Origin of the sequence: Curtobacterium sp. TC1 (genome assembly GCF_019844075.1) — a bacterium.
Taxonomy (GTDB): Bacteria; Actinomycetota; Actinomycetes; order Actinomycetales; family Microbacteriaceae; genus Curtobacterium.
On sequence record NZ_CP081964.1, the window covers coordinates 506560 to 519575 of the forward strand.

Here is a 13016-nt window from a genome sequence, read left to right on the forward strand (position 1 = left end):
TCCCCCGCGTTGGGGTGATCGTGCGGAGTCCCGCACGTTCCACCGGTCGGGTCACCGGCCGCGCGGGGCTCCCGTGGACGCACGCACGACGAGCTGCGGGACGATGTCGATCGGGCGGAGCAGCTCGTCGTCGCCCGGCAGCAGCAGGTCCACGCACCGGCGTCCGAGCTCCGCGAAGTCGACCTGCACCGTGGTGAGCGGCGGCCAGAAGTGCTTCGCCTCGGGGATGTCGTCGTAGCCGACCACCGACAGGTCACCGGGCACGTCGAGCCCGTACGAGCGTGCCGCGTGCATGACGCCCAGCGCCATCTGGTCGTTCGAGCAGAAGACCGCCGTGCAGTCGCGCCACCGCAGGAGCTCGCGGCCGGCGTGGTACCCGAAGTCCGCCGTCCAGTCGCCGAGGATCGGCGGGACGACGGGCATGTCGCGGTCGGACATGGCGCGCAGGAAGCCCTGCATGCGGGCGTCCGCCTCGATCCAGTCCTGTGGGCCCGCGATGTGCCGGACGTACTCGTGGCCCAGGTCGAGCAGGTGCTCGGTCGCGAGCCGCGCGCCCTCCATCTGATCGACCCACAGGGCCGTCGGGTCCTCGCCGACGCTGGCCCGCATCGTGACGTACGGCGTGCGGATGCCCAGTTCCTCGATCAGGTCGAACACCCGCTGCTGGGGCGCGATGACGACGATGCCCTCGACGTCGAGGTCGAGCAGGTGCCCGAGTCCCTCGCGCACGGCGGTGTCGGTCGCCTCGGCGATGTTCGCCGTCGTCACCGAGTACCCGCGGAGCATGGCCGCGTCCTCGATCGCCTGCAGCGCCACCGCCGGGCCGTAGTGGGCGCGGCGAGCGGTGAGGACGCCGATCGTGTGGGTCCGGCTCGTCACGAGGGCCCGCGCCGCACGGTTCGGCCGGTACTGCAGCTGTTCCATCGCCGCCAGGACCTTGTCGCGCGTGGCGTCGCGGATGGCGTCGGAGTTGTTCAGCACCCGCGAGACGGTCTGGTGCGAGACGCCCGCGATCCGTGCGACGTCACGGATGCTGGGCGAACGCGGTTGCTGTGCCCGCGATGACGCCATTGCTGCTCGTTTCCGCCCGGGGCCGTGGCACATCGATGTGCACGTTCACATTCCGGGCCAGATCATTATGCACGCCCGGCGGATCGACGCCACCTGAACGTCCGCGAGGGCGCGGTCTCGCTGCGCCCTCGCGGCGCGTCAGAGCCAGTTGCGCTTCCGGAAGATCGCCCAGAGCACGCCCATCAGCGCGAGCATGCCGAGGATCGCGACCGGGTAGCCGTACCGCCAGTGCAGCTCGGGCATGTGGTCGAAGTTCATCCCGTAGACGCCGGCGATGAGTCCGGGCGCGAACAGGATCGCCGCCCACGACGAGATCTTCTTCACCTCTTCACCCTGCCGGTGTGCGGCGCGGGCGAGCTGCCGGCTCTCCTCGCCCTGGGCGAGGCTGGCGCTGGTCATCCGTCGCATCGCCTCGTTCTGCTCCTGCGACACCAGGGTCGCGTGCAGCGTCAGGGCGTTCTCGAGCAGGGACCGGAACGAGTCGACCCGCTCCGTCACGCGCAGGGCGTGGTCCAGCACGTTCCGCAGGCGGTGCTGCACCTCGTCGTCGACGCCGTACTTGTCGGCCCCGCGCAGCAGGCCCTGCACCATCGCTGGCACCGGCTTCGTGGCGCGCTGGAACGAGAGCACCTCGCTGAGCAGCTGGTAGATCCGCTTCGAGACACCCGGGTCCACCTGTCCGGCGAAGAGCTGGTCCTCGATGGCGTCGATCCCGTCCTGCAGGACCTCGACGACCGGCGCGTAGCCGTCCACGACCTCGTCGAGCACCGCGGCGGTCACGGCCTCCGACCCCAGCGCCAGGAACTCGGGATCGGCCTCGACTTGCGCGCGGAGCGCCGCGAGGTCGGGGCGCTCGGCGTGCCGGACGCTCACCACGAACCGGTCGCCGACGAACAGGTGCACCTCGCCGAACTCGACGGTGCCCTCGGACTGGTCGAACCAGGCCGGCCGGAGCACCAGGAACAGGGTGTCGCCGTAGCGCTCGAGCTTCGCGCGCTGGTGTCCCTTGCGGGCGTCCTCGACGGCGTTCTCGTGCAGGTCGAACTCGGTCGCGACGGCGTCGAGTTCCTCCGGGTCGGGGCGGAGCAGCCCGATCCACGCCAGGTCGCAGCGGGGGACCTGGTGCCGGGCGCCGAGCGCCAGGGTCGACGGCGACTCGACGCGACGTCCTTCGACGTAGATCCCGTTGTCGATCACAGCCATGCGCGCGCTCCTCGTGGTCGGGGAGCAGGCAGGTGCGATGCCGCGGCGGACCGCGGCGGGCGGAGGAGATCTAGGACACGGGCGCGGCGGCGAGGGGGAGGGGCTGCCGGCCCGCGCGAGGATGGTCACCCGACATCGCGCCTCACCTGCCCTTCTCGTCTGCGTACTTCGTTGGTCCTGCGGCGGCGCCCAGGGCGCTGCCGACGGTCGAGCGTACGCCCGCCGGCCTGCCCCGACAACTCCTGCGGGCTTCTCCCACGAACTCCCCAAGCCTCTTGCTGTCGCCCGACGTACTGAGTAGCGCTTGATATCCATCACACTGTATGTCAACACAGAGGAGTGCTGTGACGATGAAGTGCAAGCCGGTCCGGATCGGGGCGATCACGGCGTCAGTGGGTTGCATTGCGCTGTCGTTCGTCCCCTGGTTCCGTGAAGCCGCTGTCGTGTGGTGGGTGCTCGGTGCGGCCGGGCTGATCACTGCGTTCGTGGCAGAGATGCGATCGAGGCGTCGTCGGACGAGAACGTTCGCGTTCTCCATTGTGGCGTTCGTCGCTTCAGCTGCTGCAGCGATCGCACTCGTCGGAGTGGTCTCCCCGGCGCGGGCCGAGGCTGCGGTCCCTTCCACGTCCTCCGATGTCGGCAGGGTCGTGCAACTCGCCTCGCAGCTCGACGAGCAAGACGGCGAGGAGAGTTCGCGTGCGATCGCGATGGCGCGGAGCACGGGCTACTCGGTCCGATCGGGACTCGACGCGGATTGGGACGCGGCCGCTGCCTACTCGTACGAGGGTGCAGATGTGGTCTCGGTCCCGCTCCTCGGCACCGATGTGCCCGAGATGACGAAGCTCTCGTTCGTGACCGCGGAGGGGACCACGACCATCACGGAGATGGCGTCCGCCATGACGTCGAGCACCGCTGTCCACTTCGCCATGTGGCAGGACGGACAGCTGATGGAGAACGTGGATCTCGTGCAGGGAGTCGACGCGGAGCAAGCGTCCTCCATCGGGACCTACGGGCTCGATTGGAAGCGACTGAACAACTGCTTGAACAGCATCGGTATCAGCTGGGCGGTCATCGCGATCCTCGGCGTCGCCTGTGGTGCCGCGTGCGCCACCATGGTGCTCTGTGCGCCGTGTCTCGCAGCAGCGGCAGGCTTCACGACCGGGACCATCGCGAAGTGCGTGTCGAACGCCTGGCGGTGATCTGACGCCTGGCGGTCAGCCGACGGGGGGGGGTGAGGCGGCAGAGGCCCCTGCCGCCTCGCCCCTTCCCGAGCCGGTGGGCAGACCAGGGTCAGCGCGTGATGTGCAGACCGGCGGCCTCGAGCTCGGTCAGCTGCCAGCCCAGCCAGGGGCTCCACCCGAACGGCGCACCGGCGACGGCGGCCCGCAGGGAGTCCTCGGAGACCCACGCGTACTCGGCGACCTCGTCGTCGGCGGGGGCGGGCAGATCGTCGGTGACGGCGCGGAACACCGGGCAGACCTCGTTCTCGACGATGCCCGAGGCGTCGACGGCGCGGTACCGGAAGTCGGGCAGCACGAGTTCGACGTCGCGCACGGTGATGCCCAGTTCGCGCGAGGCACGGCGGGCAATGGCGTCCTCGAAGGACTCGTCGGGGCCGGGGTGCCCGCAGAACGTGTTCGTCCAGACACCGGGCCACGTCTTCTTCGACAGGGCGCGACGGGTCACCAGCACGTCCCCGTCGGTGTTCCGGACGTGGCACGAGAAGGCCAGGTGGAGGGGCGTGTGGTCGGTGTGCACCGTGAACTTGTCCGCTGTGCCGATCGGGGTACGGTCGTCGGCCAGGAGCACCACGGATTCAGGGAAAGTCGTCATCAGCATCGATAGATTAGGCCAATGAGCGAGGAAGCGGCCACCGTGGCGCACATCGACCTCGCGCTCGTCGACGACTGTCTCGAGCGCTTCTTCGTTGTGTCCTCGGCTCGTGCCGCGCGCTACGGCCGTCCGTCCGAGGAGCTCTGGCGGGTGCTCCGCAAGGCGAGCATGGGCGGCAAGCGCTTCCGGCCCCGCATGGTCCTGACCGCGTACCTCGGCCTCGGCGGGGACGACGTGCACGCCGCTGCGCACGTCGCCGCCGCCTACGAGCTCCTGCACACCGCGCTCGTGGTGCACGACGACGTCATCGACCGCGACTGGGCCCGCCGCGGCCAGCCGAACGTCGCCGGGTCCTACCGCGACGCCGGCACGACCGGCGGTCTGCCGCTCCCCACCGCCGAGCACCGGGGCATGAGCGCCGCCGTGATCGCGGGCGACCTCGCGCTCTCCGGCGCACCGCGGTTCATCGAGTCCGCGGGGGTGACGGGGGAGCGCCGTGGTCGCCTCCTGGAGCTGCTGGACGAAGCCGTGTTCGCCAGCGCCGCCGGCGAGATGACCGACGTCGACCTGGCCCTCGGCGTGATGCCGACGGTGGACAAGGTCCTGGCGATGGAGCGTGCGAAGACCAGCGTGTACTCGTTCGAGGCGCCGCTGCAGTCCGGGGCCGTGCTCGCCGGCGCGCCCGAGACCGTCGTCACCGCGCTCGGCGCCTTCGGCCGCGAGATCGGCATTGCCTACCAGATCGTCGACGACCTGCTCGGGGTGTTCGGCGACGAGACGACCACCGGCAAGAGCGTGCTGGGGGACCTGCGCGAGGGCAAGCGGACCATGCTCATCGCGTACGCGGCGACGACGGACTGCTGGCCGGACATCGCTCCCTACCTGGGCGACCCGGACCTGACCGAGGAGCGCGCCGCCGAACTCCGTGCGACCCTGGTCACCTGCGGCGCCCGTGCCGCAGCCGAGTCCCGGATCGCCGACCACGTCGCACTCGCCCGTGCCGAGCTCTCCGGACTGCCGTACGACCTCGCCGACCGCCTGGAGGGCCTCGTGACCGAACTCGTGGAGCGCGCCCGGTGACGACCGAGACCACCCGGACCGGCAGCGCGCCGTCCGGTCGGCTGCCCCTGTACGACGCCACGGCCGAGGCCGCGTCGAGCGTCGTCATCGACCGCTACTCGACGTCGTTCGGTCTGGCGAGCCGGTTGCTCGCCAAGGACGCCCGCGAGCACATCCGGAACGTCTACGCGCTGGTGCGGGTCGCCGACGAGGTCGTCGACGGTCCCGCGACCGAGGCGGGTCTCGACCCCGACCTGGCTCGGACGGTCCTCGACGAGCTCGAGGCCGACACCGAGCGAGCGATCGCCCTCGGCTTCTCGGTGAACCCCGTCGTGCACGCGTTCGCCCGGACCGCGCGGGTCACGGGCTTCGGCGCGGAGCTCACGAAGCCCTTCTTCGCGTCGATGCGGATGGACCTGGAGCGCACCGAGCACGACGACGCCTCGTTCGACGCCTACGTGTACGGCTCGGCCGAGGTCGTGGGGCTGATGTGCCTGCGGGCCTTCGTCCACCGCGCCGGCCGACCGACCTTCGACCAGGCAGAACTGGTCGCGGGGGCCCGTGCGCTCGGCGCCGCGTTCCAGAAGGTGAACTTCCTGCGGGACCTGCACGCCGACTTCGAGGTGCTCGGCCGCTCGTACTTCCCGGGGGTCGACATCCGCTCGTTCGACGAGACCACGAAGGAGCGCCTGGTCGCCGACGTGCAGGCCGACCTCGACCACGCTGCCCGCACGATCCGGCTGCTACCGGCCGACGCCCGGAACGCCGTCGGGCTCGCACACGCCCTGTTCCAGGAACTCAACGACCGCATCGCGCGCACGCCGGCGACGCGTCTGGTGACGACGCGCGTGCGCGTCCCGAACCCGGTCAAGGCCCGCCTGGCCGCACAGGTGCTCGCCGGACGCGCCCCCGTGCGGTCGAAGGCGGCCACCCGTCAGCCAGGAGGCTCGTCATGACCCCGCCCCGCGCCTTCCGTCCGCAGGCCGCCGCCTCCACCACCCGGCGCAAGGTACCTGCGCGGCGCGCCGTCGTCATCGGCGGCGGCATCAGCGGACTGGCGTCCGCCGCGCTGCTCGCGCGGGACGGCTTCGCCGTGACCGTGCTCGAGCAGCGCTCACAGCTCGGCGGCCGTGCCGGTTCGTGGGAGCGTGACGGCTTCCGGTTCGACACCGGGCCGTCGTGGTACCTCATGCCCGAGGTGTTCGACCACTTCTTCCAGCTGCTCGGCACCTCGGCCGACGCCGAACTCGACCTGGTGAAGCTCGACCCCGGGTACCGCGTGTACAGCGAGGGCAACGACGAGCCGATCGACCTGCGGGCCGACGCCGAGGCCAACATCGCGCTGTTCGAGTCCGTCGAGCCCGGAGCCGGCAAGCGCATCCGGAAGTACCTCGCCTCGGCCGAGGACACCTACGCGATGGCGATCCGGCGGTTCCTGTACACGACGTTCCAGGACCTCACGAAGGTCGCCGCGCCCGACGTGCTCCGTCGTCTGCCGAAGCTCGCACGGCTCCTGCTGCAGCCGCTGTCGTCCCGTGCCGCCTCGGCGGTCAAGGACCGGCGACTCTGGCAGATCCTCGGCTACCCGGCGGTGTTCCTCGGGACGAGCCCGTACGCCGCTCCGAGCATGTACCACCTGATGAGCCACCTCGACCTCGCCGACGGGGTGCTCTACCCGAAGGGCGGCATCACCGAGGTGATCGCCGCGGTCGAACGGGTGGCCCGGGCCGAGGGCGCGAAGATCATCGCCGGTGCGAAGGTCGAGCGGATCGTCGTCGAGGACGGCGTCGCCACCGGCGTCGTCCACCGCGACCGTGACGGCGTCCAGCACACCGCCCCGGCCGACCTGGTCGTGAGCGCCGCGGACCTGCAGCACACCGAGATGCAGCTGCTCGACCGCGAGCACCGCACCCACGGCGCCGAGCACTGGAAGACCCGCGACCCCGGGCCGAGCGCGGTGCTCGTGTACCTCGGCATCGACGGCCCGACCCCCGGCCTGCTCCACCACACGCTCGTCTTCACCGAGGACTGGAAGGCGAACTTCGGCGCGATCTTCGGCAAGGACCGGCACGTGCCGGACCCCGCCTCGATCTACGTCTGCGCGCCCTCGGAGACGGACCCGTCCGTCGCGCCCCGCGGCTCGAGCAACCTGTTCATCCTGGTGCCGCTGCCCGCCGACCTGTCCATCGGCAAGGGCGGGATCGACGGCGCCGGCGACTTCGAGGTCGAGCAGATCGCCGACCGCGCCATCGACGTCGTCGCCGAGCGTTCGGGTGTCCCCGACCTGCGGGACCGCATCCGGGTCCGTCGGACGATCGGTCCGCGCGACTTCGCCGACGACCTCAACGCGTGGAACGGGTCGATGCTCGGCCCCGCGCACACGCTGAAGCAGAGCGCGTTCTTCCGCGAGAAGAACGCCTCGGCCAAGGTCGAGGGGCTGTACTACGCCGGGGCGTCCACGATCCCGGGCATCGGCCTGCCGATGTGCCTGATCAGCGCCGAGGTCCTGCTCAAGCGGATCCACGGTGACACGAGCACCGAACCGCTGCCCACCCCGCTCGGCACCCCGCGGAACCGGGCCGGCACCGTCTGATGCCCGGGTTGTACCTCGCCGGCCTGGTCGTCTCGCTGGTCGGGATGACCGTGCTCGACGCCCGCTTCCGGCTGTTCTTCTGGCGGGCACCGTGGCGTGCTGCGGCCGTGATGGTCGTCGGCGTCGCCTTCTTCATGGTGTGGGACGTCGCCGGTGTCGCGTTCGGCATCTTCTTCATCGGCCCGCAGAACCTGCTGACCGGGGTGCTCCTGGCGCCCGAGGTACCACTCGAGGAACTCTTCTTCCTGCTGCTGCTCTGCTACTCGACGATGGACCTGGTCGGCTTCGTCCGGCCCGTCGTGCAGCGCGCGACCGATCGGCGGCGCGCGTGAACGGCACCGGGGCGTACGCGCTCCTCGCCCTGCCGTTCTTCGGCGTCACGGCCGTCGTGGCCGTGCTCGCCGGTGTCGTCGCCGCTCGCCGGGCCCGAGCGGCGGGCCGGCGACCTGCGGTCGGGCGCCGGGTCGCGGGGCTCACGTCGGTGATCGCGGGCATCGCCCTGCTCGTGATGACGATCGTGTTCGACAACGTCATCGTGACCCTGCGCATCGTCGCCTACGACCCGTCGCTCATCAGCGGGGCGAAGATCGGCGCGATCCCGGTCGAGGACCTCGCCTACGCGATGGCGGCGATCGTGCTGCTGCCCAGCCTGTGGGTCCTGTTCGACCGGACCGGCGCGCGCCCCGCGCCCGACCCGACCACCGCACCACCGGAGGACACGAAGTGAACGCCAGCACCGCCTCCAGGCCGTCGACCCTGCGCGCCCTGTTCGTGTCGTCCCGACCGATCAGCTGGGTGAACACCGCCTACCCGTTCGGTGCCGCGTACCTGCTCGGCAGCGGGGTCGGCGTCGAGGGCGGCGGCGGGTTCTCGCTCGTCGCGTTCCTGGTCGGCGTCGTGTACTTCCTGGTGCCCTACAACCTGGCGATGTACGGCATCAACGACGTCTTCGACTACGAGTCCGACCTGCGCAACCCGCGCAAGGGCGGCGTCGAGGGTGCCCTGCTCGACAAGAGCGTCCACCGCACCACCCTCTGGGCCGTCGTCGTCACGAACGTGCCGTTCCTGGTCGCACTCGTCGTGCTCGGGGCGGTGAGCGGGAACGGGCCGTGGTCGTGGCTCGTCCTGGCGATCAGCGTGTTCGCGGTCATCGCGTACTCGGCGCCGGGGCTGCGGTTCAAGGAGAAGCCGTTCCTCGACTCCCTCACGTCGTCGACGCACTTCGTGTCACCGGCGATCTACGGTCTCGCGCTCGCTGGCCCGCACTGGACCGGTGAGCTCGTCGCCGTCTGCATCGCGTTCTTCCTGTGGGGTGTGGCCTCGCATGCGTTCGGCGCCGTGCAGGACGTCCTCGCCGACCGGGCCGGCGGCATCGGATCCGTCGCGACCGTCATCGGTGCGCGGGCGACCGTGCGCCTCGCGTTCGTCGCGTACCTGGTCGCCGGCGTCGCGCTGCTGTTCTCGGCGTTCCCCGGGCCGATCGCCGCCGTCGTCGTGATCCCGTACGCGCTCAACGTGCTGCCGTGGTGGAACATCACGGACCAGGGGGCCGAGGCCGCGAACGCCGGGTGGAAGCGGTTCCTCTGGATCAACTACCTGGCGGGCTTCATCGTGACGATGGCGCTCATCGCCTACGCCTTCACGCACTGAGCGCCCCCGTCCCGTCGAGGTTCCGAAATCTCGGCATCTCGGCGCCGCGAGACGCGCTCCGTGGAACCTCGGCGCCGCACGCACGGCGAGTCGTGGAACCTCGGCGCTGCGCGCCCCTCGGCTCTGCGCACCCCTCGGCGCCGCGCACCCCTCGGTGCCACGCACACGGCGAGCCGCGGAACCTCGACGCCGCCGCACGCAGCCCTGACAGACTGGACGAACGCGCCACGGGAGTCGTGACGCGGCAGCCACGAAGGAGTGCACGCATGACGGTCCGGATCATCCACGTCGGTCTCGGAGGGTGGGGCGGCAACTGGGCCCGCACCGCCATCCCAGAGGTAGCCGAAGTAGAGGTGGTCGGGCTCGTCGACCCGGTGCCGGCGACACTGACCGCCGTGCAGCAGGACCTCGGGCTGCCGGAGTCCGCAGCGTTCGCGTCCCTGACCGAGGCGCTCGCCGGGGTCGACGCCGACGCCGTCGTCATCACCGCGCCCGCCGTCACGCACGTGCCGCTCGCGCTCGAGGCCCTGGACGCCGGCAAGCACGTCCTCGTCGAGAAGCCGTTCGCCAACACCACGGACGAGGCCGTCACCGCCGTGCGCCGTGCCGAGGAACTCGGCCTCGTGCTGCAGGTCAGCCAGAACTACCGCTGGTACCCGGCCCCTCGGGCGGTCCAGGAGATGCTCGAGGCGGACGTGGTCGGCGAGATCTCCGCGATCAACATCGACTTCCGGCAGTGGGACAACGACCTGGCGTTCGAGGAGCACCCGCACTACCGGTTCCCCCACGCCATGATCAACGACATGGCCATCCACCACTTCGACCTGCTCAGGATGGTCACCGGGCAGGAAGCCGTCCGGGTCTTCGCCAGGGCGACCTTCCCGTCGTACAGCAAGTACCAGGACGAAGCCATCGCCTCGATGATCATCGAGCTCGACGGCGGCCTGGTGGTCAGCTACCGCGGCAGCTGGCTCAGCCGTGGGCCCCGCACGGCGTGGGCCGGCGAGTGGAGCATCCACGGCGAGGACGGCGAGCTCTGGTTCACCAGCCGAGACGGCGCGCCGAACGCGATCGACGGCGACGTCGTCACCCTCCGCCGGACCCAGGACGACGCGGCCGAGCCCGTCGAGCTGCCCGTGCTCGAGCACACCGATCGCCAGGGCGGGCTGCAGGCCTTCGCGCGCTCGGTCGAGGGTGGTCCCGCACCGGCGACGAGCGGCCGCGACAACCTGCGCAGCCTCGCGCTGATGGAGGCCGCCACCCGCTCGGCGGCCAGCGGCCAGCCCGAGGACGTCGTCGTCCCGTCCTGAACGCACCGGCTGACGGACGGGAGGCCCGTGGCGGGCCCGCACCGGGCCTCCCGTCCGCCGTGGGGTCGCGCCCACTGCCGCGAAAGCGACGGTCTGCCGCGGAACGTCCGCGGCGGACTGTCGCTTTCGCGACACGGCCCCGCGTGGCCGCACAGCGGCCATCTGGGCGCGCCCCCGGCGCGGACGTGTAGAAACTGGGGAATGGCCAAGGACAGTCTCCCCGAGCTCGAACTCGCGAACGTCCGCACGCGTGAGCGCATGACCGACACCGTCACCGAGCTCAAGCGCCGTGCGAACCTCCCGGCGCGCGCACGTCTCGCCGCTGCGAAGACCCGCCAGCGCTGGCACCGTGACCCGACCCCGCTCGTCGCGATGGGCATCACCGGGCTGACCGGTGTCGCGGCGATCGTCCTCGGCATCGCGCTGCGCAACCGCCCCGCGGGGCACCTGGCGACGCCGCCGGCCAGTTCGGCGTTCACCGCACTGCTGCCGTTCGGCGCGCGCGGCGACGGCCCCTCTGCCAAGGAGCAGGCACAGTCCGGCCGCAAGGGTCGCAAGGCCCGGGCGAAGGCCGCCGAGCAGGCGCTGGACCGTGATCCAGCCCACAAGGCCCGCGTGAAGCAGCAGACCGGCATCGCCGCGGTGCAGCGACGGGCGAACAAGAACCGCAAGGCAGCGGTGAAGCGGTCCAAGCAGGCACTGAAGGCGCGAGGGTAGTCCGATGGCACAGGACCAGCAGAAGCCCGAGCCGAACGACTCCCGGAAGCCCGACAGCCCGACCGACCTGAACAAGCCGACGCTCGTCTACACGCTCAAGAAGACGCTGCGCGAGTTCTCCAGCGACCAGTGCACCGACCTCGCCGCGAGCCTGACGTACTACACGGTCCTCGCGCTCTTCCCCGGGCTGCTCGCGATCGTCTCGATCCTCGGGCTCGTGTCGAACCCGTCGGACACCATCACGTCGCTGCTGGACGTCGTCCGCAACGTCGGCGGCGGCCAGGTCGCGGACCTGCTCCAGGACCCGATCGAGGGACTCGTCCGCTCGCCCGCCGCCCCGGTCACGTTCATCGTCGGTCTCGTCGGTGCCCTCTGGTCGGCCTCCGGCTACGTCGGCGCCTTCGGCCGGGCGATGAACCGGATCTACAACGTCCGCGAGGGGCGTCCGATCTGGAAGCTCCGCCCGACGATGCTCGGCGTGACGCTCGCGACCGTCGTCCTGCTCGTGCTCGGTCTGCTCGTGCTCGTCTCCGGCCCCCTGGCGCGCAGCTTCGGTGACGTCATCGGCCTCGGGGACGTCGCCGCGACGGTGCTGTTGATCGTGCAATGGCCGATCCTGCTGATCATCGCGATCATCACCGTGGCAGTGCTCTACTACTGGTCCCCGAACGTCAAGCAACCGAAGTTCACCTGGGTCAGCGGCGGATCGATCCTCGCGCTCCTCATCTGGATCATCGCGAGCGTCGGGTTCGGGTTCTACGTCGGGAACTTCTCGAACTACAACGCCACCTACGGTTCCCTCGGTGGGGTCATCGTGTTCCTGCTGTGGATCTGGATCACGAACAACGCGCTGCTCTTCGGCGCCGAGTTCGATGCCGAGCTCGAGCGTGGCCGCGAGCTCCAGGCCGGCATCCGTGCGGAAGAGGACATCCAGCTCCCCGAGCGCGACACCCGCCAGATCGAGAAGCAGGACGAGAAGCGCGCGCAGGACGTCCTCGAGGGGATCCGGATCCGGCAGGGCGCCGACGGCGACTGACACCCGAGGCGTTCCTCCGGACGGAGGCGCTACGGTGCGACCGTGCCCGACTTCCTCGAGGGACTGCCGTTCTGGCAGCTCGTCCTCGCGCTCTTCGCGATCGTGTTCTGCCGCGCGCAGGCCACGTACTGGGTGGCGCGACTCGCGGTGACGGGTGCGTCCCGCTCCCGTTGGGGCGGCTGGCTGCACTCGCCGGCGGTCCGCCGTGGCTCGACGCTCCTCGAACGCTGGGGACTGCCGGTGGTGACGGTGAGCTTCGTGGTCGTCGGTCTGCAGACGGTGATGAACGCCGCCGCGGGCCTGGCCCGGGTGGCGTGGTGGCGGTACACGATGGCGATGGTGCCGGGCTGCATCGCGTGGGCCTTCCTCTACGCGACCGTCGGGCTCGCGGTGTTCTGGGCGGTGGTCGCTGCACTCGCCGGTTCGCCGTGGGGCATCGCAGCGGTGGCCGTCCTGGTGGTCGCGGTGGTCGTCGCGGTGACGGTTCTCCACAGATCGCGGAAGCGGACGGGAGGCCCGGCCAGGCTTCCGTAGGCTGGCCTCC

General features: G+C 70.8%; 14 protein-coding genes. 11 read left to right on the forward strand and 3 right to left on the reverse strand.

The window, feature by feature from the left end; translation table 11 throughout:
* Positions 1-51: 51 nt before the first annotated feature.
* The gene (locus tag KZI27_RS03610; RefSeq protein ID WP_222659352.1) at positions 52-1071 is read right to left on the reverse strand and encodes a LacI family DNA-binding transcriptional regulator; all 1020 of its coding nucleotides are present in this window, start codon (positions 1069-1071) and stop codon (positions 52-54) included.
* A 138-nt stretch (positions 1072-1209) separates the two neighbouring features.
* The gene (locus tag KZI27_RS03615; protein ID WP_222659353.1) at positions 1210-2274 is read right to left on the reverse strand and encodes a magnesium and cobalt transport protein CorA; all 1065 of its coding nucleotides are present in this window, start codon (positions 2272-2274) and stop codon (positions 1210-1212) included.
* Positions 2275-2921: 647 nt separating this feature from the next.
* Here KZI27_RS03615 and KZI27_RS03620 point away from each other — a divergent pair.
* Positions 2922-3473 (forward strand): hypothetical protein, encoded by a 552-nt coding sequence (locus KZI27_RS03620; RefSeq protein WP_222659354.1) that lies wholly within the window; start codon positions 2922-2924, stop codon positions 3471-3473.
* Positions 3474-3564: 91 nt separating this feature from the next.
* On the opposite strand, the gene idi is transcribed toward KZI27_RS03620, so the two are convergent.
* Positions 3565-4107 carry an isopentenyl-diphosphate Delta-isomerase gene (idi, locus tag KZI27_RS03625; RefSeq protein ID WP_261784071.1) on the reverse strand — a complete coding sequence of 181 codons (543 nt, stop codon included), beginning with the start codon at positions 4105-4107 and terminating at the stop codon, positions 3565-3567.
* Positions 4108-4128: 21 nt separating this feature from the next.
* Here idi and KZI27_RS03630 point away from each other — a divergent pair, with 21 nt between their 5' ends.
* The 10 genes from KZI27_RS03630 to KZI27_RS03675 all read left to right on the forward strand — a co-directional run bounded on the left by KZI27_RS03630 (position 4129) and on the right by KZI27_RS03675 (position 13006).
* On the forward strand, positions 4129-5187 hold the full coding sequence (locus KZI27_RS03630) for a polyprenyl synthetase family protein (protein ID WP_222659356.1): 1059 nt from the start codon (positions 4129-4131) through the stop codon (positions 5185-5187).
* Positions 5184-6122 carry a phytoene/squalene synthase family protein gene (locus KZI27_RS03635; RefSeq protein WP_222659357.1) on the forward strand — a complete coding sequence of 313 codons (939 nt, stop codon included), beginning with the start codon at positions 5184-5186 and terminating at the stop codon, positions 6120-6122. The genes KZI27_RS03630 and KZI27_RS03635 overlap by 4 nt, the downstream gene beginning before the upstream one ends.
* Positions 6119-7759 carry a phytoene desaturase family protein gene (gene crtI / locus KZI27_RS03640; RefSeq protein ID WP_222659358.1) on the forward strand — a complete coding sequence of 547 codons (1641 nt, stop codon included), beginning with the start codon at positions 6119-6121 and terminating at the stop codon, positions 7757-7759. The genes KZI27_RS03635 and crtI overlap by 4 nt, the downstream gene beginning before the upstream one ends.
* Positions 7759-8091, forward strand: coding sequence for a lycopene cyclase domain-containing protein (locus tag KZI27_RS03645; protein WP_123310565.1), 333 nt, complete (start codon positions 7759-7761; stop codon positions 8089-8091). The genes crtI and KZI27_RS03645 overlap by 1 nt, the downstream gene beginning before the upstream one ends.
* Positions 8088-8486 (forward strand): lycopene cyclase domain-containing protein, encoded by a 399-nt coding sequence (locus tag KZI27_RS03650; protein WP_222659359.1) that lies wholly within the window; start codon positions 8088-8090, stop codon positions 8484-8486. Before KZI27_RS03645 ends, KZI27_RS03650 begins: the two co-directional genes overlap by 4 nt.
* The gene (locus KZI27_RS03655; RefSeq protein ID WP_123310561.1) at positions 8483-9409 is read left to right on the forward strand and encodes a prenyltransferase; all 927 of its coding nucleotides are present in this window, start codon (positions 8483-8485) and stop codon (positions 9407-9409) included. The genes KZI27_RS03650 and KZI27_RS03655 overlap by 4 nt, the downstream gene beginning before the upstream one ends.
* Before the next feature lie 266 nt (positions 9410-9675).
* On the forward strand, positions 9676-10719 hold the full coding sequence (locus KZI27_RS03660) for a Gfo/Idh/MocA family protein (RefSeq protein ID WP_222659360.1): 1044 nt from the start codon (positions 9676-9678) through the stop codon (positions 10717-10719).
* A 201-nt stretch (positions 10720-10920) separates the two neighbouring features.
* Positions 10921-11436 (forward strand): hypothetical protein, encoded by a 516-nt coding sequence (locus KZI27_RS03665; protein ID WP_123293498.1) that lies wholly within the window; start codon positions 10921-10923, stop codon positions 11434-11436.
* Between the two features lie 4 nt (positions 11437-11440).
* Positions 11441-12472 carry a YihY/virulence factor BrkB family protein gene (locus tag KZI27_RS03670; RefSeq protein ID WP_222659361.1) on the forward strand — a complete coding sequence of 344 codons (1032 nt, stop codon included), beginning with the start codon at positions 11441-11443 and terminating at the stop codon, positions 12470-12472.
* A 42-nt stretch (positions 12473-12514) separates the two neighbouring features.
* Positions 12515-13006: a DedA family protein gene (locus KZI27_RS03675; protein ID WP_222659362.1), complete on the forward strand. Its 492-nt coding sequence runs from the start codon at positions 12515-12517 to the stop codon at positions 13004-13006.
* The last annotated feature ends 10 nt before the right edge of the window (positions 13007-13016 follow it).